Here is a 20,836-nt window from a genome sequence, read left to right on the forward strand (position 1 = left end):
CTCAGTTGCAGTTCGGCGACTTGCCTTGACCCGGCGGCGTATGGGCCGATATTCCACCAAGTGACGACATCGGAGGGATGGCTTCTACCGTGGTCAACGGCTGGACGGTCCCGGGCTTCACCCACGAACGCGAACTGGGCGGCGGAGCCTCGGGCCGGGTGGTGCTGGCGGTCGACGACATGACCGGCACGCGGGTCGCGATCAAATACCTCGACACGGCGCTCGGCGCCGACGAGGCGTTTCTCGCGCGCTTCCGCGTGGCGGCACGGGGCCTGTCCCAGCTGGAAGACCCGAACGTGGTCGACCTCTACGACTTCGTGGAGACCGCCGACGGCGCCGCGCTCGTGATGCAGTACGTCGAGGGGGTGAGCCTGCGGCGCATGATCGCCGCGCAGGGCCCGAGCGGCCCCCTCGCGGCGCTGTCGATGCTGGGCGGGATGCTCCTCGGCCTCGCCGTCGCGCACGAGCACGACCTCGTCCACGGCGCGATGCGGCCGGCGAACATCCTGGTCGACGGCGAGGGCAACGCCCGGCTCACCGACTTCGCGACGGCGCCCGCGGGCACCGAGGCGCAGCAGGCCCCGCAGTACGCGGCGCCCGAACTGTGGGACGGCGAGCCGGCCACGGTCGCCACCGACCTGTACGCCGCCACCGCGATCTTCTACGAGTGCCTCACCGGACGGCCCCCGTACGCGGGCCGCAACATGGCGCGCCAGCACCGCGAGGCGCCGATCCCGGCCGAGGAGGTGCCGGGGCCGCTGCGCGACCTGATCCACCAGGGCCTGGCCAAGGAGCCGGAGGAGCGCCCGAAGTCGGCCGCCGACTTCCTCGGCGCGCTGGAGGACGCGGCCGTCTCCGCTTACGGGCCGTCCTGGGAGGCGCAGGGCCGCGGCCGCCTCACCGAGCTCGCCGCGCAGGCCGCGCAGCAGCCCGAGCCGCCGAAGCCGAAGCCGTCCCGCAGCAGCGGCCGCACCCCGGTCGTCGCGGGCGCACAGGGGGGCGGCCGGTCCCGGACGCGCTGGGTGGTCGCCGTCGCCGTGGTGGTCGTCGCCGCCGGGGCGGGCGCGGCGGTCCTGTTCAAGGGCGGCACGTCGCTGAGCGGTGACAAGGAGCCGCCCGAGCCGACGCCCGCGCAGAGCAGCAGCCCGCAGCCGACGCTGCCGGTCGGCGGCGTCGACCCCGCGCCGCTCGTCGCCCGCATCGACCAGGCCGTCGCCAAGACGCCCGGCGCCGCGTTCAGCTACCGGCAGACCGGCTGCTGCGGCTTCGCGGCCACCGGCAAGGGGACGATGGTGGTCCAGGGCGGGAACCCGTCCTACACCCTCACGCTGGCGGGGGCGGGCGCGTCCCGCAAGCCGGTGCGGGCCGTCATCGTCCAGGACCGGCTGTACGTCCGCGCGGGCAAGAAGTGGCGGCCGTCGCCGCTCGGCGGGCGCGGCTACCCGGCCGTCGCCGACCAGGTGCGCATGGGCGGCTCGGTCGCGAGCCTGACGGCGCTGATGCGGTCGGCGACCAGGCTCTCCAAGTCTGGAGCGATCTATGAGGGCGAGGCCCCTGCCGCGAAGCTGACGGAGGCCCCCGGCGTCGGCCCCCTGTACGCGCAGATGGCACAGGCGACGGGCGCGCAGCAGATCGCGTTCGCCGTCAAGCTCGACGCCGACTTCCGCCCCGTGAAGTTCTGGGTGCGCGCCGGCCCCGAGAAGGGCCGCAACGAGATGCAGCGCGGCTCCTTCAGCGGCTGGACCCGCAAGCCCCCCATCAAGGCCCCCCACTGACCGGACCGAGCCGAACGCCCGCCGGAGCGGCCCGCAGCCCGTAAGGGCCGCACCCGGCGGAGAGCCGCACCCGCTGAAGGCCGGGCCCGCCTGGCTAGGGTCGCGCGCGAACGCGTGACCTGGCCGGTGGAGCGAAGCCGGAGGCGAGCGGAACCGGGCAGATCGCGAAGCGATGCCGCGTTCGCCCAGGCCCGGTCACGTAGCGAGCCGCCAGGCGAGCGAAGTGGGCCGGGACTGCATTAACACAGCCGCCAGGCGAGCGAAGTGGGCCGGGACTGCTAAAGCAAGGCGTCCTCGCAGGCGTCTGAGAGGACTTCCAGGAGGCGGAGGGGGTCGGGGAGCGGGTCGCGGGACGGTGGGCGCAGCCAGGCCGCCTCGCGCCCGTGCGGCAGGATGGACGGCGGCGCTACGACGTAGCTGTCACGGCAGTGCCAGCGCATCCCGGGCGTCTCGGCGACGTCCTCCGGGGAGCAGTCGAGGTGGCAGGACCACCACTCGTCCTCGTCGACGGGCGCGCCGCGCGTGGCGACGAAGAACAGGTGCCGGTCGCCCCCGAACGACGCGACCGGACCGACGGGAAGGTGTTCCCGCTCGATCCGGTCGAGGGCGATGGTCCCGGCCGCGGCCGGTACGTCGAACACGTCGAACACCCGGCCCGTCGGCAAGATGATGTTCGCCTGCGGCCGCTCGTCCCACCAGCGTTCGATCGTGCCCGCGTCCACGCTGGCCTGGTGCGCCCAGGCGGCCGACACCGGGTGCGCGCCGGGGTCGGGACAGCCGATCCGGTCGCACGAACACGCCCGGTCACCGCCGGCCGGGGGATGGGCTCCGGGGAAGCAGGGCCAGCCCAGGTCGGCGTACTCCCGCGCGGCCGCGGCCATCCGGTCGCGCGCCGCCCGCTGCTTCTTGCTCCCCGAGACCGCCAGCATCTCCGCCCCCCATTACCCAAGGTCGCACGTGGGTTCCTGGTTAACGATGATGCCCGCCGGGGTGAACGCCGGACACGGCAACCCCGGGAAAACAACCCTAAGTGACTAGAGGGCGGAGGGACCGGAGGGACGGATGGGCTAGACGATGATCTAGGCCAGCCGGCGGGCGACCTCGGTGGCCCAGTAGGTGAGGGCGATGTCGGCGCCGGCGCGGCGGATCGACAGCAGCGACTCCATGATCGTGCGCTCGCGGTCGATCCAGCCCTTCTCCGCGGCGGCCTCGATCATCGCGTACTCGCCGCTCACCTGGTAGGCGACCACCGGGACGTCGACCGCGTCGCGGACGCGGCGCACGATGTCGAGGTAGGCGCCGGCGGGCTTGACCATGACCATGTCGGCGCCCTCGTCGAGGTCGAGGAAGACCTCGCGGAGCGACTCGTCGGCGTTGGCCGGGTCCTGCTGGTGGGTGGACCGGTCGCCGAACCGCGGGGCGCACTCGGCCGCCTCCCGGAACGGGCCGTAGTAGGCGGAGGCGTACTTGATCGAGTAGCCGAGGATCGCGGTGTCGGAGTGTCCGGCGCCGTCGAGGGCCTCGCGGATCGCGCCGACCTGGCCGTCCATCATCCCGGACGGGCCGACGACCGCCGCGCCCGCCTCGGCCTGCGCCACGGCGATCGAGGCGTACCGCTCCAGCGTGGCGTCGTTGTCGATCTCGCCGGACTCGGTGAGGATGCCGCAGTGGCCGTGGTCGGTGTACTCGTCCAGGCACAGGTCGGTCATGATCACGGTCGAGTCGCCGAGGTCGGACGCCAGGTCGCGCAGCGCGAGCTGGACGATGCCGTCCGGGTCGTCGGCGGCCGAGCCCGTGCCGTCCTTCTCGGCCGGGATGCCGAACAGGATGAGGCCGCCGACGCCGGCCTCGGCCGCCTCGTGCGCGGCCTTGCGGAGGCTGTCGCGGGTGTGCTGGAAGACGCCCGGCATGGACGCGACCGGCTGCGGCTCGGAGATGCCCTCCTTGACGAAGACGGGCAGCACCAGGTCGGCGGGGCTGAGCCGGGTCTCGGCGACGAGCCGCCGCATCGCGGGCGTGCGCCGCAGCCGTCGCGGGCGGGCGACGGGGAACTGTGCAGACATGATCCCTCGGTTTTCCGGGTGCGGGTCTACTTCCGGCGCCGGGCGCCCCGGCGCATCTGGCTGGGCTTGCGGAGCGGGTCCCCCGCCTCGATCTGGGCCGCCCTCCGCTTGGCACCGTACTCCGCCAGCGCCTCCGCGAGGGCCGACACCGACGGCTTCTCGGCCATGACGTCGACCCGCAGCCCGTACTCCTCGGCCGTCTTGGCCGTCTGCGGGCCGATCACCGCGATCACGGTCACGTTGTGGGGCTTGCCGGCGATGCCGATCAGGTTCTTCACCGTGGAGGACGAGGTGAACAGCACGGCGTCGAACCCGCCGCCCTTGATCGCCTCGCGGATCGGCGCGGGCGGCGGCGCGGCCCGGACGGTCCGGTAGGCGGTCACGTCCTCGCACTCCCAGCCGAGCTCGGTCAGCCTGGCGATGAGCACGTCGGTGGCGATGTCGGCGCGCGGCAGCAGGACCCGGTTGATGGGGTCGAGGTCCTCGTCGTAGGGCGGCCACTCCCGGGCGAGGCCCTCGCCGGACTGCTCGCCGGACGGGGTCAGGTCGGGGACGACGCCGAACTCGACCAGCGCGGCGGCGGTCTGCTCCCCGACGGCGGCGACCTTCAGGCCGGCGAACGCGCGGGCGTCGAGGCCGTAGTCGGTGAACTTCTCCCGGATCGCCTTCACCGCGTTCGTGGAGGTGAACACCACCCACTCGTAGCGGCCGGTGACAAGGCCCTTCACGGCCCGGTCCATCTGCTGCGGGGTGCGCGGCGGCTCGACCGAGATCGTCGGGACCTCGTCCGGGACGGCCCCGTACCCGCGGAGCTGGTCCGACAGCGACGCGGCCTGCTCCTTGGTGCGCGGCACGAGGACCCGCCAGCCGAACAGCGGCTTGGTCTCGAACCAGGACAGCTTGTCGCGCCAGTTCACCACGTCGCCGACGACGATCAGGCCGGGGGTCTCCATGCCCTTGGTGTCGGGCGCGAGCCTGGCGAGCGTCGAGACGACGGTCTCCTGCTCGGTGGTGGTGCCGAGGCTGGTCATCGCGGCCGGGGTGGAGTCGGGACGTCCCGCCGCCACCAGGCCCTTGGCGACTTCGGCGACCGCGCCCTCGGCCCCGAGGATGACGAGGGTGGTGTCCGGGGCGGCGAACCGCTCCCAGTCGACCCCGCCCTCGGAGGCGTCGACGACGCGGATCTCGCGGTTGGCGGCGTCGGTCAGCGGGATGCCCGCGTACCCGGGCACGGCCGTCACGGAGGAGACGCCTGGCACCACTTCGAACGGGACGCCGGCCTTGGCCAGCGCACCGCCCTCGGCGGCGTAGTTGCAGGCCACCCCGGGGTCGCCGCGGAACAGCCGGACGACCCGGCGGCCCGCCTTGGCGGCCCGCGCGGCGAGCTTCACCGGGTCGCCGTCGGCCGTGTCGAGGATCTCGGCGTCCGGGCGGCAGTGGGTCAGGATCTCGGCCGGGCAGTGCGCGCGGCTCACGACGACGGTGTCGGCGCGCTCCAGCTCGGCGGCGGCGCGCAGGGTCAGCAGGCCGGGGTCGCCGGGCCCCATGCCGACGATCGCGACGGTCCCCGGGCCGGCCGTCCGGTGCGGGGCGGCGGATGCGGAGGCCGTGCTCTTCGCGGTCTTGCCGGTCGTCGAGGTCTTCCCGGTGGTCGTGTTCTTGTCGGCGGCGGTCTTGTCGGCGGCGGTGTTCTCGACCACGCTCTCGTCGGCCGCGGCGTCCGTCGCGGCCGTGCTCTTCGTGGTGCTCTTCGCGGCGGGGCTCACTCGCGCTCCCCCATCAACTGGTCGGCCCCCTGCGCGAGAAGCCGGGCCGCGAGGTCGCGTCCGAGCCGCTCGGCGTCATCCGGGTGGCCGCTTGCGGACAGCCGCACCTGCCTGCTGCCGTCGTATGCCGCGACGGTCGCCGTCAGATGCAGCCTTTCATCTACTTCGGCAGCGTATGTTCCCACGGGCGCGGAGCAGCCCGCCTCCAGCACCGCCAGGACCGTCCGCTCGGCGGTGACGGCGCGCCGGGTCGCGGCGTCGTCGACCGTTCCAAGCAGTTCGCGGAGGTCGTCGCGGTCGGCGCGGCATTCGAGCGCGAGCGCGCCCTGCCCGGGGGCGGGCAGCATCTGGTCCGGGTCGAAGACCTCGCCGACCGCGTCCAGCCGGCCGATCCGCTTGAGGCCCGCGTGCGCGAGCACCACCGCGTCGAGCTCGCCGTCGCCGACCTTGCGGAGCCGGGTGTCGGCGTTGCCGCGGATCGGGACGATCTCCAGGTCCGGGCGGAGGGCGCGCAGCTGCGCGACGCGGCGCGGCGAGCCGGTGCCGATCCGAGCGCCGCGCGGCAGGTCGGCGAGTTTCGAGGGGCCGCACAGGGCGTCGCGCGGGTCGTCGCGGGCCGGGGTGGCCGCGAGGACGATCCCGGGCGTCTCGGACGTCGGCAGGTCCTTCAGCGAGTGCACCGCGAAGTCCACCTCGCCGGACAGCACCTTGTCGCGGAGCGCGTTGACGAACACGCCCGTCCCGCCGATCTGGGCGAGCAGGGCCTTGGACACATCACCCTGCGTCGTTACCCCGACCAGCTCGACGGCATGCCCCGTGAGCTCGGACAACGTGTCGGCGACGCCCTGCGACTGGGTCGTCGCCATCAGGCTCTTCCGGGTGCCCAGCCGAAGCGGGCCCCTGCTCCCCGTACTCACGTCTCGTCTCCTTCGTGCGCCGGGACGGCGTCCCGGGCGCTGACCGCCCGCACGCTCGCGGCCTGCGCGTTAACCGTCTCGGCGTTCACGCCGTCCGACATCGCGTCCGACACGGCGTCGGCCACGACCTCGGACACGGCATCGGACACCGCCTCGGACAGCGCGTCCCGGCCCGGCGCGGACGCCGGGCTGACGCAGTCGGCCTCGGCGCATTCCTGGTTCGGGTCCCGGCCGTCGAGCCGGGGGACGGCCGCCTCGGGGACGTCGGCCTCGCGGATGTCCGCGCGCGCCACCGCCTCGGGGGCCTTCGGGTCCAGGTCGAACAGCTCGCGCAGCGCGTCGGCGTAGGAGTCGCCGCCCGGCGCCGCCGCCAGCTCCTTGACCCGGACGGTCGGCGCGTGGAGCAGCTTGTCCACCACGCGCCGCACGGTCTGCTCGATCTCCTTGCGGGCCCGGACGTCCATCTCGGGCACCCGCCCGCTCAGCCGGGCCAGCTCGGCCTCCACGACCTCGGCGGCCTTGCTGCGCAGCGCGACGACGGTCGGCGCGACGGCGGCGGCGCGGGCGGCGCTGAGGAACGCCTCGACCTCGGCGCACACGATCCGCCGCGCGGCCTCGACCGCCTCCGGGCCGATGGCCTCGGCCGCCTCCTGCGCGGTGCGCAGGTCGTCCAGGCCCGCCAGCCCGACGCCGGGCAGGTCGCGGACGGCGCGGTCCACGTCGTGGGGCAGCGCCAGGTCGAGGAGGAAGCGGCGCCGTCCGTCGGCCCCGATCCCCTGCGCCGCGAGCTGCTCGGCAGTGATCACCAGGCCGGCGGCGCCGGTGCACGACACCACGAGGTCGGCCTCGGCGAGGGCCGCGTCCAGCTCCGCCAGCCCGATCGCGCGGGACGGGACGTCCAGCGACTCCGCGAGGCGCTGCGCCCGCGCGGGGGTCCGGTTGGCGATCACCACCTCGCGCGCTCCCGCGCGGCTCAGCGTGGCGGCGGCCAGCGAGCTCATCGAGCCGGCGCCGACCACCAGCGCCCGGACGTCCTCCAGCGGGCCGAGATGCCGGACCGCGACGTCCAGGCCGACGCTGACCAGCGAAGCGCCGGCCTTGTCGATCCCGGTCTCGTGGTGCGCGCGCTTGCCCACCCGCAGCGACTGCTGCAGGACGTCGTGCAGGTCACGGCCGAGCGTGCCCTCCTCCTGGGCCAGCCGGAACGCCTGCCGGATCTGCCCGAGGATCTGCCCCTCGCCGACGACCATCGACTCCAGCCCGCACGCCACCGCGAACACGTGCTGGACGGCCCGCTCCTCGTAGTGGACGTACAGGTGCCGCGACAGGTCGTCCAGCGGGACGCCGGAGTGCAGGGCCAGCAGCTCCGAGATCGCCGAGACGCCGCCGTGGAACTTCTCCACGACCGCGTAGATCTCGACCCGGTTGCAGGTCGAGACGATGGCGGCCTCGGCGACGTTCGCGGACGCGTGCACGGCGTGCAGCAGTTTGACGAGATCGTCACCGGCCACCGCCGCCCGCTCCAGCACCGCCACGGGCGCGCTTCGGTGGCTGAGGCCCACGACCAGAATGCTCATTTCCCGTCTCCAGGGTCTTCCGCGTCTCCGCCCACCCGCGCCGTGCGAGCTCCTGGTGAGGAGGCGCCTGCCGGCGCCCCTTGCTCCGCTCCGCTCCTGCCTGCCGCTTGCGGGGGGACGACCCTCCACGCCCCCGGGTCTGACCCCCTCATGCTTCCACCGTTTCCACGTACTGTGCAGCGCCGGTCGGCGGTTCGCCGCCCGCCAGCGGGGCGAAGCCGTCGGGCCCGCCCGCCTTGCGCTGCTCGTGGAACGCGAGGATCTGCAGCTCAATGGAAAGATCGACCTTGCGCACATCGACCCCGTCGGGCACCGACAGCACCACCGGGGCGAAGTTCAGAACGCTCGTCACGCCGGCCGCCACCACGCGGTCGCACACGCCCTGGGCGGCGCCGGCCGGGGTCGCGATCACGGCGATGGACACGCCGTGCTCGGCGATCATGTCCTCCAGGCGGTCGATGTGCTGCACCGTCATGCCGGAGATCTCCTGTCCGACGATGGACTCGTCAGCGTCGAGCAGGCCCGCCACGCGGAAGCCGCGGGACGCGAAACCGCCGTAGCCGGCCAGGGCCCGGCCAAGGTTACCGACACCGATGATCGCGACCACCCAGTCCTGGGTGAGGCCGAGTTCGCGGGAGATCTGGTAGACGAGGTACTCGACCTCGTAGCCGACGCCGCGGGTCCCGTAGGAGCCGAGGTGGGAGAGGTCCTTGCGGAGCTTGGCCGAGTTGACGCCGGCCGCGGCCGCGAGCTCCTCGGAGGAGACGGTGGCGACGCCGCGATCCTGCAGCCCGGTGAGGGCCCGCAGGTAGACCGGGAGCCGCGCCACGGTGGCTTCGGGGATGCCGCGGCCCGCGCGGTCGCGGTGGCGGTTCTGTCGAGGTGTCACGGCCTGCTCTTCGGCTCGACGGTGTGTCCCCCAGGTTAAGCCTTTGTGAATACGCGCACAAAGTCGGCCCCCCGGCTTCGCGGCGAGCGCGCGTTCCGGGCGGCATCCCGGAAGAGCCGTCCATCAGGGACTTTTCAGCATACGACCGGGATAGCGGAGATCGGCGGGGTGTGACCGACCAGACATGCCCGCGCGGGCAACCGCCGGGCGCCGGCCGGACGCACGACGCGACGGCGCCCCGTGGGCCGCTGCTCCACGGGGCGCCGTCGTCAGGCGGTCAGCGACTCGACCGCGAGGTGAACGTGTAGTTCTTGACCTTGGCGTGGCCCCTGAAGCTCATGGAAGGGGTGCCCTTGCAGCCCTTCTTGGACCAGAACGTCGTGCCCACGGAGCTGTTGATCTTGAAGGACTTCATCTTGAAGGCCTTGTCGTAGGAGACGCATTTGTTCCTGTAGTGGTTGTAGCCCTTCCACGAGCCCTTGAAGTTCGTCTTGGTGTACATGCAGACGTCATAGGTGCAGGCCCGCTGGGCGGTGACCGGAGCGGCCTGCGCGGCGGTCGCGGCGAAAGGAACGAAGGCGGCCGCGGCGGCGACGCCGACGCCCAGCGTGCGCATCTTGAAGGACATGGGAGCTCCTCTTCGCGGTTCGGGTGAACGGCCGTACCTTCAAACGATCTTCGATCGGGCGAACGGCTCACAAGGTGCCCTGGCACCCTCAACGCGGGAGAACAATGGCCCTGCGGCACTAATCACGGAGGGGCGCTCCTGCCGTACCACTCCCTCTTGCCGCCGGACCGAAACCCAGGTCGCGGCGCTGCCGGGCTAGCGCTGGCGGAGGTCCTCGATCGCCTTGCGGAGCCGGTTCTCGTCGACGCGCCAGAAGTCGTGCTGGACGCCGTTGACCAGCGTGACGGGGATCTGCTCCCAGTACTGCTCGGTGTCCTGCTCCGACTGGGTGATGTCGCGCTCCTCCCACGGCACGCCGAGGTCGCGGGCGACGCGCTCGATCACCGCGCGGGCGTCCTCGCACAGGTGGCAGCCCGGCTTGCCGAGCAGCGTGATCATGATCTCGCGCGGCATGTCACCTTCCGGGGAACTCCGGCGCCGGGAGCGGCACCTTGGCCGGGCCGAGCTTCAGTTCGATCACGTTCGTGGCGATCACGTGGGTGCGCGACTCGGCGAGGAAGCGCTGCAGGTGCGGCTGCCGGCGGTGCGCGGCGAACGCGGACTCGTCCCGGAACAGCTGGTAGAAGATCCGCTGCGTGGGGCCGCCGACCACCTCATGGCAGGCGAAGACCAGCGTGTCGGGCTCGGTCGCCAGCGCGGCCTTCACGAGGTCGGCGGCGAGCCGGTCGAAGGCGTCCTCGCGCCCGTCCAGCAGCGTGTAGACGGTGATCTGGCCGCAGGCGTTGGCCAGCTCGCCGCCGAGCGCGCCCGGCTTGGCCAGGCCGGCGAGCGGGGAGCGGTCGAGCGGACCGCCGAGCGGACCGTCGATCGCCGTGGGCCCGGCCGGGTTGTCGGGGTACATGGACCGCTCCGGGACGCCGGTGTTCTCGGGGATGCTGGTGTTCTCGGGGTAGCGCAGCTCCTCGGACGCGGGCTCCGGGAAGCGCAGCTCGCCGCGCCGGGGGTCCGGGGGCGGGGTGGGCGCCGGGACGGGCTCGGCCTTGGCGCGCCGGGGGTAGCCCTGCTCCTCGTAGCCGGTGGCGGGCTCGTCGCCGTACTCGTCGTAGCCGTCAGCGTCCTCGTCGTAGACGGGGATCGTGCGCATCGACCCGTACCAGACGAGGCCCGCGGCGGCGCCGAGCGCGATCAGCGCGAGCGGCGCGGGCAGGAACCCGCGGGTGCCGCTGACCACCAGCACGCCCGCCAGGGCGACCAGCGCCACCGGGATGAGCAGCTCCGCCGCCTCCTGGTCGCGCTTGCTGGCCAGCCACGCGGTCACGCCGGTGCACCCCGCGAGCGCGAGCACGGCGACGACGTGCCCGCCGTCGATCAGCAGCAGCGGCAGCGCGTCGTAGGTGGCGCCGGGCTTCGGCAGGCTCTTGCCGAGCGAGCCCTTCAGCGGGTCCAGGATCAGGATGACGATCGCGACGACCGTGTAGGAGATCGTGAACAACCAGGCGCCGAACCGGACCTGCACGTACCGGGCGATCAGCTCGATCATGCCGAGCGCGAGCCAGACCGGCCCGATCAGCGCCGCGCCGAGCTCCATGACGCGGAACAGCACGCCGTTGAAGCCCATCATGAAGCCGAGGCTCATGGACAGCAGCGCGAGCGTCAGCCCGACCTGCGTGAACGACCAGGCGATCAGATAGAGCAGCCGGTCCTTGTAGGCGCGCTGAACCAGCAACCCGGTGGCCGCCAGGGCACCAAGGGTCGCCAGCAACGCGAGAAGAGCATCGACCATCGCGCCCCCATGGTGCCCGATGCGCGGGGTTGACGGGTAACCGCGGGCAAGGAACGCACCATTGCCTCGCGTACCTTTCGGTATCTAGAGTGGCACTTCACGCCGGAGGTCGCGTACGCCCCGAGGAGAACTGCATGAGCAGCTTGACCCTCGATGCCGGGGTCATCCCGCTTCCCCGGCATTCCCGCGGCTCCCTGACGCGTCCCGCCGACCGCTCGTCCGACAGGGCCGAGGTCCTCAAGGCGCTGGTGCTGCGGGCGCGGGACGGCGACGCCGAGGCGTTCGGCTCCCTCTACGACCACTACGTGGAACTCGTCTACCGGTACGTCTACTACCGGGTCGGGACGCACGCGCTCGCCGAGGACATCACCAGCGAGACATTCCTGCGGGCGCTCCGCCGCATCTGCGACTTCCACTGGCAGGGCAAGGACTTCGGGGCCTGGCTGGTCACGATCGCCCGCAACCTGGTCGCCGACCACTTCAAGTCCGGCCGCTACCGGCTGGAGGTCTGCACCGCCGAGCTGATCGAGCCGGACCGCCCGCAGGAGGGGCCGGAGCGGGCCGTCCTGGACGCGATGACCAACCGGACCCTGCTGCGGGCCGTCCGGCGGCTGAACTCCGAGCAGCAGGAGTGCGTCGTGCTGCGCTTCCTGCACGGGCTGTCGGTCGCCGAGACCGCGCTGATCATGGACAAGAAGCCGGGCGCGATCAAGGCGCTGCAGTACCGCGCGGTCCGGTCGCTGGCCCGCATGCTCCCGGACGACCTGCGCGGATGACCCCGCCCGCGGCGCTGATCCGCCGCGCCGACCCGCCGGGGCCGACCTGATCCGTCGCTTGAACCGCCATTGCGGGCCGACTGGATGGTTTATTAATGAACTACTGGGCCGTAACCCGGCCCACCGTCCGATCGTTCAAGCGGTCAGGAGCGCGTTCGCGCCTGACGTCCGCAAGGGAGCGGCGAGTGAGAGCTCGGTGTTGACGAGGCGAGGAAAGATCGCAGAGCAGGGGAACGCGCTGGCCCGGTTGCGGGAGAGCGCCGCGGGTCCCGACCCGCGGTTCCGCGCCGTGCTGCGCGAGCGGTTGATGGCGGCCGCGAGCGACAGGGGTGAGGACTGTCGCAATCGCGACCGGAGGGAGGGGCACGGGGAGGCGGTTGACTAGGCTTCGCCTCATGCGGCGATTCTGGCAGCCTCCGTTCTGGGGGCGCGGCAGGGACGAGGACCACAAGAGCGCGGGGCAGGTGGCCGCCGCCGCGGCGGCCGAGCCCGCCCCGCTCCCCGCGCCCGACCCCGCCGCCGCGGCGTTCTTCGACGTCGACAACACGATGATGCGCGGCGCGTCGATCTACTACTTCGCGCGCGGTCTCGCCGCCCGCAAGCTCTTCACCATGCGCGACCTCGCCATGTTCGCCTGGGGGCAGGCGGCGTTCCGCCTGCGCGGCAGCGAGAACTCCGAGCACATCGGCAGCGCCAAGGAGGCCGCGCTCGCGTTCGTCGCCGGGCAGAAGGTCAGCGCGATCGTCAAGCTGAGCGAGGAGATCTACGACGAGGTGATGGCCGACCGCATCTGGCACGGCACCCGCACCCTCGCACTCCAGCACCTCGACTCGGGCCAGCAGGTGTGGCTCGTCACCGCCACGCCCGTCGAGGTCGCCCGCACGATCGCGCACCGGCTCGGCCTCACCGGCGCCCTCGGCACGGTCGCCGAGACCCGCGAGGGCGTCTACACCGGCCGGCTCGTCGGGAACCTGCTGCACGGGCCGGCGAAGGCGGAGGCCGTCCGGGCCCTGGCGCAGCGCGAGGGGCTCGACCTCGCGCGCTGCTCGGCCTACAGCGACTCGATCAACGACCTGCCGATGCTGACCGCCGTCGGCCACCCGCACGCCGTCAACCCGGACGCGGAGCTGCGCGCCCACGCCCGCGACCACGGCTGGCCGATCCACGACTTCCGCACCGGCCGCAAGGTCACGATGGTCGCCCTCCCCGCCGCCGCAGGCGCCGGCGCCCTCGCGGGCGGCGTCGCGGCGGGCATAGCCCTCCGCCGCCACTACCGCACAAGCTGAAACGAGACCATTCGCGGCTGCCGGGCGCGCAATGCCTGCCCCGTGGAGCCGACCTCGCTGTCGCGGGTCGCGTGCCATGGGCAGGCGTCAGCGAAAGCGGTCGGCGATCATCATGGTCCAGGCATAGAAGGCCGCGGGTTCGCCCAGTTCGTTCTGGATGCCAGGGGGGATGACCGGGGCGTTGGCGGCGTTGAGAAGGTCGCACAGGCCGAGATGGGCCCATTCCCAGACCATGGCGTCGAAATTGTAGGCGTGCATCAGCGGAGTGAGGCGCCGACGGATTTCAGCGACCTCCCGTGAGAGGAACCCGGCCTCGCGCAGACGGGTGAGGGTGGCGCGTTCGTCTTCGGGGTCGAAGCGGGTGTCGAGGAAGGGTTCGAGGAGGTCTGCCCAAGCATCGAAGCGGGACCTGCGGGCGACGCCATTGCGGACACAGAACCGCTCAAGCTCCGACCGTTGCGCGCTGGGCAGGAACAGGGTCTCGCCGAGAGTCGTCCGGATCTCGGGTCTGATGGCCTTCCAGTCGGCGTCGCGGATCTGCGCGGGGGTGACCATTCCGGTGGGGTGGACGGTGGCACCGCGGAAGTCGTAGTACAGGAAGCGGATGTGCTTCTCGGCGAAGACGACCTCCATCGGTTCAGGATGGCACTTCGCCAACCCCTCAAGAAGAGGACCGCGCCGTGAAGCGAACCGTCCGGCTGAACCGCTCCCGCTCCTCGTCCACCCCCGTATAGTGACCGGCGATAACGCGCGGGAGGCCAGACGGATGGACGCGGCGGAAGCGATTTCCCTAGTAGTGAAATGGATTCGGTCTCGCGGCCTGGACTACCCCACGGCGGGATTGGCGGCGGACCGTTTCGAGGCCGGTTGGAGTGTGTACGCGCCGGTGGACGTCGACGAGAGCGACCCGATGGCGTTCCTCGACATGCCGGTGGGGCGGTCGGTGTTCCTGGTCGGCGACTCCGGCCGCGTCGAGGAGGTCTCGTCGTCCGTCCCCCCGCACGTCGCGCAGGACCGCTTCACCGCGCAGGAGCGCACCCTCACCGCGCAGGAGCCCACCGCCCGGCCGCCGCGCGCCGGGTTGGACGCCGACGAGTACATGGCCGAATTCGCCCGGTGGCTGGAGCATGACGGTGACGACGAACCGGCCGTCAGCGGCATCACGGTCGTCGGCTCCGCAGCCGAGGACGCGAGCGCCGCGGAGCCGAACCGGCTGATCGAGCCGATCGTGCGGGCGTTGGCCCAGCTCGGGCCGCCCGACTGGGAGTGGCTGCGGGCGGAGTTCGCCTTCACGGTCTCCGCCGAGATCTCCCACCTGCGCTTCTCGTCCTACCAGCGGTCGGTCGTCGCGCCGGTGCCGGAGTCGGTCGCCGCGCTCGTCCGGCGCCAGCGGCTCGCCGCTGCGGAGATGCCCGCCGGGCCGTGGTGGCGGCTGCTGCTCACCGTCACGAGCTTCGGTGAGACGACCGTGAACTACGACCACGGCGAGGGCCCCTTCCCCCACGACCAGTTGCTGGCGCCCGATCATTACCTCAACGACCTGCAGACGTATCCGCGCCCTGGCGTGCCGCCATGGCTCGCCCGGTACATCGACGGCCCGGACGCGCACGACCTCCCCTACTAGCGATCGGTCAGGCCGCGAAGCGCAGCACGAGGAACGAGCGGGACCGGCCCCTCCGGCTCCTTCTCGTCTCCCATCGCCACGCCACCTGCCGGCCCGGCCAACTCAACCCGGGCCTCACCGGAGCAGGCCGGCCGCCGGTGGCGAGCACGCTGAATTGACGCGCTCCCCGGCTTGAAGGCCGGGCATTCAGCCTGTGCCGAGTGTGCGGCACTTCTGCGGCTTCCTGTTTCGCCGGGTCCTGCCTCCCTGGACGGGAGGTCTTACGGTCCCTCCGCAGGCGTTTAGCCTGTCCGCCCGTCCGGCGGCCAGGATGTTGTTGGCGGCGTTGACATCGCGGTCGTGGACCGCGCCGCACGCGCACGTCCACGTGCGGACGTTCAGCGGCATCGACTCGGCCAGGCTCCCGCATGCCCCGCATAGTTTGGAGGAGGGGAACCAGCGGTCCACTTTCGTGAAGGTGCGGCCGTACCGTTCGGCCTTGTACTGGAGCATGGCGAGGAACTGGGACCAGCCCGCGTCGTTCACCGACTTGGCGAGGCGGGTGCGGGCGAGACCGTTCACCGCGAGGTCTTCCACGTAGACCGCTTGGTTGTCGCGGATCAACTGGGTGGAGAGCTTGTGGTGATGATCCCGCCGCGCATCGGCCACCCGCGCGTGCAGGCGCGCGACCTTCGCGGCGGCCTTGCGCCGGTTCGCTGAGCCCTTCTGCTTGCGGGACAGGGCCTGCTGGGCTTTGCGGAGCCGTCGTTGGGCGCGGCGCAGGAACCTCGGGCTGGTGATCTTCCGGCCGTCGGAGGTCACCGCGAAATACGTCAACCCCAGATCGATCCCGACCTCGGCCGCCACGTCCGGCAGTGGCTCGTCCGCGGTCTCGACCACGAACGACGCGAAGTACCGCCCAGCCGCGTCCCGGATCACCGTCACGCTCGACGGCTCGGACGGCAGCGGACGCGACCACCGCACCCGCACGTCCCCGATCTTCGGCAGGCGCAACCTCCCGCCCGCCGTGACCGTGAAACGGGCGTTGCGAGTGAAGCGGATCGCCTGCCGCCCGTCCTTGCGCGACCGGAACCGGGGCGCCGCGACCCTGCGGCCGTTCCGCTTCCCCGACACCGACGCGAAGAAGTTCCGGTAGGCGGTGCTCAGGTCCGCCAGCGCCTGCTGGAGCACCACGGCCGAGACCTCCCCGAGCCATGCCCGCTCGGGGGTCTTCTTCGCTTCGGTGATGACCCGCCTGGACAACTCCCCGTCCGAGGGGTGCGCCAGCCCGGCCGCGTGCGCCTCCTCCCGTGCGCGCAGGGCGTCGTTGTACACCACCCGCGCGCACCCGAACGCCCGCGCCAGCAATTCCTGCTGGCCGGGGGTCGGGTGGAGCCGGAACTGATACCTCAGCCGCACACCCTGATCCTACTATTGGTCTATGGCAGAGCACAGCGATATAAGGACCGGCAGACACTGCGTTTTCATGCTGCACGCGCACTTGGTCTTCGTGACCAAGTTCCGGCATCCGGTGTTCACGCGAACCCAACTGGAGCGCATGGAGCAGATCATGCGAGACGTGTGCACCGACTTCGACACCGAACTGGCCGAGTTCAACGGCGAGGCCGACCATGTGCACCTGCTGGTGCACTTCCCACCCAAGGTCGCGGTGTCCAAACTGGTCAACTCGCTCAAGGGCGTGTCCTCCCGAAGGATGCGCCAGGAGTTCCCCGAACTGGCCCGCCACTACCACCGGGCGAACAAGCTGTGGTCGGCGTCCTACTTCGCCGGGAGCATGGGCGGCGCGTCCCTCACCGCGCTGCGGCACTACATCCAGCAGCAGAACCAGCCGGGTTAGAACACCCTCGGGCCTGGCGCCCCACCCGCGCCGGCCTTCACCCACGCCCCGAAGGCCGGAGCACTGACCCGCACATCGGTAGCCGGGGCGCGTGATGCTGTCGAGCAGCAACACGGCGATGTACAGCGCCGGGCCGAGGCCGGCGAGCAACAGGACCCGGGTACGCGCGGGCAGCGGCATCGAAGCGGACATTGTCACGAGGAGTCCTCCAGGTCATGAGGACGTCTACACTGTAGACAGCAACTACACTGTAGTCCAGGAGTGAGCCGTATGGAGGTGGCGTGGCATCTGCAGGAGCCGCGGATCTGGTTCGGAGTCCCGGTGCCAGGCTGTACACGGAAAGGACGGGGCAGGGGCCCGCGCTGGTGCTCGTCCCCGGAGGCGGCGGCGACGCGGCGATGTACGGCGATGTCGTCCGGCCGCTGGCGGAACGGTTCACCGTGATCACGTTCGACCGGCGGGGGAACTCCCGCAGCCCTCTCGACGACGCGTCCAGCCCCGTCGGGGTCGCGGAGCAGGCGGCCGACGTCGTCGCCGTGCTGGACCACCACGGGATCGACCGCGCCTTCGTCTTCGGCAGCAGCGGCAGCGCGATCATCACCCTGGAATTGCTCGCCGCGCATGAGAGCCGCCTGCTCGGCGCTGTGGTCCACGAGCCGCCGCTGGTTCAGGTCCTCCCCGGCGGGCCCGAACAGCGGCAGTTGGACGAGCTGCGCCGGATCGCTGACACGGAGGGGCCGTTGCGAGCGTTCACCGCCTTCGCGGCCATGACGATGCCCAAGCCGCCCCGGTCTCTCCAGACTCGCCCCGGCCGTGTCGCGCTGGCGGCGATGATGCGGGTCCTACTGGCCCTCGGCCGGATGTCGCGGCGGGTGACCGGACGCGAGCCCGGCGGGACGCAACGCCTGCTCGGCAACGCCGGCATCCTCTTCCGCCGCGAGTTGCCCGCGTTCTGTTACGAATACGAACCGGACCTGGCGGCACTGCGCTCGGTCTCGGTGCCGTGGCGGCCGGCCACCGGCCAGGACAGCGTCGGCCGTCTCTACCACCGCCCTGCTCACGTCCTCGGTGAGACACTCGGCATACCCTGCGTGGAATTTCCCGGAGGACACACGGCATACCAGCAACACCCGCAGGCGTTCGCACACCGGTTGACCGAGATCCTGGACCAGCTACACCCATGACGAAAGACGACGAAGCCCGCCGGTCGCGGCCGGCGGCGCCGATGAGGCCGACGCTGAGCCGCGAGTACATCGCCGCCATGGCCCTGGCCCTCGTGGACGACATCGGCCGGGACAAGTTCTCCATGCGCAAACTCGGGGCCGAACTCGGCGTGGACCCGATGGCCGTCTACCGGTACTTCACCGACCAGGAGGCGCTCTTCGACGGCATCGCCGAGACGCTGTTCGGCGAGCTCGACGTGGACACCCTGCCCTGGCAAGGGGCCTGGCGGGAACTGGCCGAGCAGTACGCCCGCCGCATGCGGGACACCCTGCTCGCCCACCCGCACGCGGTCACCATCTTCGCCACCCGCCCGGTCCGCTCACCAGCGGCCATCGACACCGGCAACCGCATGATCGAGCTCATGACCGCGTCCGGATTCACCCCGGGCACCGCCCTGCGGGTCCTGCGCTGCCTGCGGGAATTCACCGTCGGTCACGCGCTCACCCTCGCCGTGCTCCGGCTCGGCGGCGAGCGGCGCAGCAGGAAACCGCCGCCGGACGCACCGGACTACAACCTTCTCGCCAAGAGCGCCGACGACGCCTACCCCGACGACCACTTCGACCTCGGCCTCACCGCGATGCTCGACAGCTTCGCCCGGCTCACCCGCCAGTCGGACTCCCCGGCCGGTCCGCCGCCGACGGATCGTTGAATCGGCCGGGGGACGAGCCGTCCGCCGAGCTAGCGATCGGTCAGGCCGCGAAGCGCCGCACGCAGGGCGGCACGCGGAACGACCAGAAACGGCCCCTCCGGCTCCTTCGAGTCCCGAATGGCAACTCCGTGCTCCACGTGGGCAACCTCGACGCACTGGTCACCATCACTGCTGCTACGGCTCGACTTACGCCAGATCAGGTCCCGCATCGCGCGTCCTCACTCCGTGGCGAGCCGGATCGCCTCGCGCAACACGGTCGGCAGGACAAGAAGCATCGGACCGTTCGGGTCCTTCGAGTCCCGAATGGCCACACCGTCTTTCGCTCCGGCCAACTCAACGCATTGGCCACCGGAGCTGCCGCTACGGCTCGACTTACGCCACACAAGATCACTTCTCATGATCGCCACTTCTCGTCGAGGGTCCGCCTGATCAGGTCGACGCTCATTCCGACCGGGAGGGCTTGCGTGCTGATCGCGTCGAACCTGTCTTTGAGTCTGGAGATGTCCTTGCGCTCCTCAATCATGATCCCACGTAGTGCGGTCTCTGCGAAGGCTATTTCCTCACCCCCTGGGCGGGTGGCGACTGTGAAGGTCCCCTCGTTACCAGGGTGCCGCGCTCCGTTGGGAACGACTTGGATACTCAATCGAGGGCCGACAGCCTCCACGAGGCGCTCAAGCTGGGGCCGCATCACGGCCGGTCCGCCGACATCATTCCAGAGAACCGTCTCCGGGAGGATGTAGATCAGACGCGGCGGCAAAGGGCTCGTACGAGTGAGAATGGACTGGCGAGCCAGTCGAGCGTCGACCGCTTCGCGGTCACCGAACAGGAGGGTGCTCGCATAGTCTTCTCTCTGGAGCAGTCCGTAGATGACTATGGGCTCGTAGACCTTAAGGGCTCCAGCGTCCTCTTCAACCTCTGGCCACTTGCGAAACCACTCGGGGAAGCCGTCCTTCTTGTCGCCGAACAGGCCGTCGTGGAGGTGGGACAGGGCCTGCTTGGTGTCGAGGACGGCGTCGCAGTGTTCGGCGAAGTTCCGTTCGCAGTGGCATTCGGCGCGTTCGACGGCGCCGATGAAGGACGCGCTGTAGGGGATCTTGTCCGCGAGCTGCTTGATGCTGTGGTCCGCGAGCACGCGGTACCGGCGGACTTCTGATCCGAACAGGTCGAGGGGGCTGTTCGACGGGGTGAGGCGCTTCGGGGGCTGCGGCATTTCGGTCTCCTATGACCAGCCTTGACTTCCTCCCCCGCCTAAAGGCGGGGGATTCCAGCGGTCACCCGCTGGGGTTTCTGCTTCATCGCCGACTGCCCGCCCGGAGTACTCCGTTGAGGTCTTACACCGGCTCCACAGACAGACGCCGTCAGCCCGACGGCCAGAATGTTCTTCGCCGCGTTGACGTCCCGGTCATGGGTCGTCCCGCAGTCACACGTCCACTCGCGGACGTTCAGCGGCATCTCGTCGGCCAAGGCGCCGCAGACCGAGCACAGCTTGGACGAGGGGAACCAGCGGTCGATCGCGATCACTTCGCGGCCGTACCACCGGGCCTTGTACTCCAGCATGCTCCGGAACTGCGACCAGGCCGCATCGGCGATGGCGCGGGCCAGGCCGCCGTTCTTCACCATGTTCCCAACGGCGAGATCCTCGATCACGATCGTTTGGTTCTCACGAACGAGTCGAGTGGTGAGCTTGTGCAGGTGATCGCGCCTGCGGTCGGCGATGCGGGCATGGACCCGGGCGACCTTCCGGCGCGCCTTGGCCCGGTTCGCTCCCTCGCCCTCGGCTTTGCGGGCGAGCCGCCGCTGCGCCTTGGCCAGGCGGGCGCGGTCGCGCCGCTCGTGCCGAGGGTTGGAGACCTTCTCCCCGGTGGACAAGGTCAGCAGGTGGTCGAGCCCGACATCTACGCCCACGGCGGCATCCGTCGCCGGGAGCGGCTGGACGGACGGGTCTTCGCACAGCAGGGACACGAACCAGCGTCCAGCCGCGTCCTGCGACACCGTCACCGTGGACGGCGACGCACCCTCAGGAAGCGGCCGGGACCACACGA

Annotated in this window: 22 protein-coding genes; 7 read left to right on the plus strand and 15 right to left on the minus strand. The window is 71.3% G+C overall.

From position 1 onward, the window contains the following. Positions 1 to 77: 77 nt before the first annotated feature. A complete protein-coding gene (locus ABWI07_RS17555; protein WP_353819134.1) occupies positions 78 to 1,775 on the plus strand; it encodes a serine/threonine-protein kinase in 1,698 nt (565 codons plus the stop codon). A 278-nt stretch (positions 1,776 to 2,053) separates the two neighbouring features. Here ABWI07_RS17555 and ABWI07_RS17560 read toward each other — a convergent pair whose 3' ends face one another. From ABWI07_RS17560 to ABWI07_RS17600, 9 genes are all read right to left on the minus strand, one after another. Beyond that, the gene (locus ABWI07_RS17560) at positions 2,054 to 2,704 is read right to left on the minus strand and encodes a bifunctional DNA primase/polymerase (protein ID WP_353819135.1); all 651 of its coding nucleotides are present in this window, start codon (positions 2,702 to 2,704) and stop codon (positions 2,054 to 2,056) included. Positions 2,705 to 2,854: 150 nt separating this feature from the next. Next, the gene (gene hemB / locus ABWI07_RS17565; RefSeq protein WP_149259722.1) at positions 2,855 to 3,838 is read right to left on the minus strand and encodes a porphobilinogen synthase; all 984 of its coding nucleotides are present in this window, start codon (positions 3,836 to 3,838) and stop codon (positions 2,855 to 2,857) included. Between the two features lie 26 nt (positions 3,839 to 3,864). Further along, entirely contained in the window at positions 3,865 to 5,394 is a 1,530-nt protein-coding gene (locus ABWI07_RS17570) for a bifunctional uroporphyrinogen-III C-methyltransferase/uroporphyrinogen-III synthase (RefSeq protein ID WP_353819150.1), read from the minus strand. Positions 5,395 to 5,600: 206 nt separating this feature from the next. Beyond that, a complete protein-coding gene (hemC, locus tag ABWI07_RS17575; RefSeq protein ID WP_149259723.1) occupies positions 5,601 to 6,521 on the minus strand; it encodes a hydroxymethylbilane synthase in 921 nt (306 codons plus the stop codon). Then, complete coding sequence (locus ABWI07_RS17580; RefSeq protein WP_353819136.1) at positions 6,518 to 8,098, minus strand: glutamyl-tRNA reductase; 1,581 nt, start codon at positions 8,096 to 8,098, stop codon at positions 6,518 to 6,520. Before ABWI07_RS17580 ends, hemC begins: the two co-directional genes overlap by 4 nt. Before the next feature lie 148 nt (positions 8,099 to 8,246). After that, a complete protein-coding gene (locus ABWI07_RS17585) occupies positions 8,247 to 8,987 on the minus strand; it encodes a redox-sensing transcriptional repressor Rex (protein WP_149259724.1) in 741 nt (246 codons plus the stop codon). 277 nt (positions 8,988 to 9,264) lie between these two features. Beyond that, the gene (locus ABWI07_RS17590) at positions 9,265 to 9,615 is read right to left on the minus strand and encodes a hypothetical protein (protein WP_149259725.1); all 351 of its coding nucleotides are present in this window, start codon (positions 9,613 to 9,615) and stop codon (positions 9,265 to 9,267) included. A gap of 195 nt (positions 9,616 to 9,810) precedes the next feature. Next, entirely contained in the window at positions 9,811 to 10,068 is a 258-nt protein-coding gene (locus ABWI07_RS17595; protein ID WP_149259726.1) for a glutaredoxin family protein, read from the minus strand. 1 nt (position 10,069) lies between these two features. Next, the gene (locus tag ABWI07_RS17600) at positions 10,070 to 11,398 is read right to left on the minus strand and encodes a putative quinol monooxygenase (protein WP_353819137.1); all 1,329 of its coding nucleotides are present in this window, start codon (positions 11,396 to 11,398) and stop codon (positions 10,070 to 10,072) included. Between the two features lie 134 nt (positions 11,399 to 11,532). Here ABWI07_RS17600 and ABWI07_RS17605 point away from each other — a divergent pair, with 134 nt between their 5' ends. Beyond that, the gene (locus ABWI07_RS17605; RefSeq protein ID WP_149259728.1) at positions 11,533 to 12,174 is read left to right on the plus strand and encodes a sigma-70 family RNA polymerase sigma factor; all 642 of its coding nucleotides are present in this window, start codon (positions 11,533 to 11,535) and stop codon (positions 12,172 to 12,174) included. 395 nt (positions 12,175 to 12,569) lie between these two features. Beyond that, entirely contained in the window at positions 12,570 to 13,460 is an 891-nt protein-coding gene (locus ABWI07_RS17610; protein WP_149259729.1) for an HAD family hydrolase, read from the plus strand. An 87-nt stretch (positions 13,461 to 13,547) separates the two neighbouring features. Here the strand turns inward: ABWI07_RS17610 and ABWI07_RS17615 are convergent, their stop codons facing one another. Then, positions 13,548 to 14,093, minus strand: coding sequence for a hypothetical protein (locus ABWI07_RS17615; RefSeq protein ID WP_149259730.1), 546 nt, complete (start codon positions 14,091 to 14,093; stop codon positions 13,548 to 13,550). Positions 14,094 to 14,346: 253 nt separating this feature from the next. Between ABWI07_RS17615 and ABWI07_RS17620 the strand changes: the two genes are divergently transcribed. Beyond that, positions 14,347 to 15,084 (plus strand): hypothetical protein, encoded by a 738-nt coding sequence (locus ABWI07_RS17620; protein ID WP_353819138.1) that lies wholly within the window; start codon positions 14,347 to 14,349, stop codon positions 15,082 to 15,084. 186 nt (positions 15,085 to 15,270) lie between these two features. On the opposite strand, the gene ABWI07_RS17625 is transcribed toward ABWI07_RS17620, so the two are convergent. Next, on the minus strand, positions 15,271 to 16,482 hold the full coding sequence (locus ABWI07_RS17625; protein ID WP_353819139.1) for an RNA-guided endonuclease InsQ/TnpB family protein: 1,212 nt from the start codon (positions 16,480 to 16,482) through the stop codon (positions 15,271 to 15,273). A gap of 22 nt (positions 16,483 to 16,504) precedes the next feature. On the opposite strand from ABWI07_RS17625, the gene tnpA reads away from it, so the two are divergent. The 3 genes from tnpA (at position 16,505) to ABWI07_RS17640 (ending at position 18,794) form a co-directional block, all read left to right on the plus strand. Beyond that, a complete protein-coding gene (gene tnpA / locus ABWI07_RS17630) occupies positions 16,505 to 16,921 on the plus strand; it encodes an IS200/IS605 family transposase (RefSeq protein ID WP_353819140.1) in 417 nt (138 codons plus the stop codon). A 281-nt stretch (positions 16,922 to 17,202) separates the two neighbouring features. After that, positions 17,203 to 18,105: an alpha/beta fold hydrolase gene (locus tag ABWI07_RS17635; RefSeq protein ID WP_353819141.1), complete on the plus strand. Its 903-nt coding sequence runs from the start codon at positions 17,203 to 17,205 to the stop codon at positions 18,103 to 18,105. Continuing rightward, positions 18,102 to 18,794 carry a TetR/AcrR family transcriptional regulator gene (locus ABWI07_RS17640; protein WP_353819142.1) on the plus strand — a complete coding sequence of 231 codons (693 nt, stop codon included), beginning with the start codon at positions 18,102 to 18,104 and terminating at the stop codon, positions 18,792 to 18,794. The genes ABWI07_RS17635 and ABWI07_RS17640 overlap by 4 nt, the downstream gene beginning before the upstream one ends. Before the next feature lie 29 nt (positions 18,795 to 18,823). Here the strand turns inward: ABWI07_RS17640 and ABWI07_RS17645 are convergent, their stop codons facing one another. The 4 genes from ABWI07_RS17645 to ABWI07_RS17660 all read right to left on the minus strand — a co-directional run. Beyond that, the gene (locus tag ABWI07_RS17645; protein ID WP_353819143.1) at positions 18,824 to 19,003 is read right to left on the minus strand and encodes a DUF397 domain-containing protein; all 180 of its coding nucleotides are present in this window, start codon (positions 19,001 to 19,003) and stop codon (positions 18,824 to 18,826) included. Between the two features lie 9 nt (positions 19,004 to 19,012). Next, positions 19,013 to 19,192 carry a DUF397 domain-containing protein gene (locus ABWI07_RS17650; protein ID WP_353819144.1) on the minus strand — a complete coding sequence of 60 codons (180 nt, stop codon included), beginning with the start codon at positions 19,190 to 19,192 and terminating at the stop codon, positions 19,013 to 19,015. Next, positions 19,189 to 20,004: a helix-turn-helix domain-containing protein gene (locus ABWI07_RS17655; protein WP_353819145.1), complete on the minus strand. Its 816-nt coding sequence runs from the start codon at positions 20,002 to 20,004 to the stop codon at positions 19,189 to 19,191. The genes ABWI07_RS17650 and ABWI07_RS17655 overlap by 4 nt, the downstream gene beginning before the upstream one ends. A gap of 38 nt (positions 20,005 to 20,042) precedes the next feature. Next, positions 20,043 to 20,836, minus strand: a 794-nt coding sequence (locus ABWI07_RS17660; RefSeq protein WP_353819146.1) for an RNA-guided endonuclease InsQ/TnpB family protein, incomplete at its 5' end; no start/stop codon positions are given.

Source organism: Actinomadura sp. NPDC000600 (genome assembly GCF_040492135.1).
In the GTDB taxonomy this organism is placed as follows: Bacteria; Actinomycetota; Actinomycetes; order Streptosporangiales; family Streptosporangiaceae; genus Spirillospora.

Coding starts and splice junctions, on each gene's coding strand:
- ABWI07_RS17605 (WP_149259728.1), top strand. CDS start 11,533: ATGAGCAGCTTGACCCTCGATGCCGGGGTCATCCCGCTTCCCCGGCAT.
- ABWI07_RS17580 (WP_353819136.1), bottom strand. CDS start 8,098: ATGAGCATTCTGGTCGTGGGCCTCAGCCACCGAAGCGCGCCCGTGGCG.
- ABWI07_RS17645 (WP_353819143.1), bottom strand. CDS start 19,003: ATGCGGGACCTGATCTGGCGTAAGTCGAGCCGTAGCAGCAGTGATGGT.
- ABWI07_RS17650 (WP_353819144.1), bottom strand. CDS start 19,192: ATGAGAAGTGATCTTGTGTGGCGTAAGTCGAGCCGTAGCGGCAGCTCC.
- ABWI07_RS17610 (WP_149259729.1), top strand. CDS start 12,570: ATGCGGCGATTCTGGCAGCCTCCGTTCTGGGGGCGCGGCAGGGACGAG.
- ABWI07_RS17640 (WP_353819142.1), top strand. CDS start 18,102: ATGACGAAAGACGACGAAGCCCGCCGGTCGCGGCCGGCGGCGCCGATG.
- ABWI07_RS17555 (WP_353819134.1), top strand. CDS start 78: ATGGCTTCTACCGTGGTCAACGGCTGGACGGTCCCGGGCTTCACCCAC.
- hemB (WP_149259722.1), bottom strand. CDS start 3,838: ATGTCTGCACAGTTCCCCGTCGCCCGCCCGCGACGGCTGCGGCGCACG.
- tnpA (WP_353819140.1), top strand. CDS start 16,505: ATGGCAGAGCACAGCGATATAAGGACCGGCAGACACTGCGTTTTCATG.
- ABWI07_RS17590 (WP_149259725.1), bottom strand. CDS start 9,615: ATGTCCTTCAAGATGCGCACGCTGGGCGTCGGCGTCGCCGCCGCGGCC.
- ABWI07_RS17600 (WP_353819137.1), bottom strand. CDS start 11,398: ATGGTCGATGCTCTTCTCGCGTTGCTGGCGACCCTTGGTGCCCTGGCG.
- ABWI07_RS17560 (WP_353819135.1), bottom strand. CDS start 2,704: ATGCTGGCGGTCTCGGGGAGCAAGAAGCAGCGGGCGGCGCGCGACCGG.
- ABWI07_RS17595 (WP_149259726.1), bottom strand. CDS start 10,068: ATGCCGCGCGAGATCATGATCACGCTGCTCGGCAAGCCGGGCTGCCAC.
- ABWI07_RS17615 (WP_149259730.1), bottom strand. CDS start 14,093: ATGGAGGTCGTCTTCGCCGAGAAGCACATCCGCTTCCTGTACTACGAC.
- ABWI07_RS17655 (WP_353819145.1), bottom strand. CDS start 20,004: ATGCCGCAGCCCCCGAAGCGCCTCACCCCGTCGAACAGCCCCCTCGAC.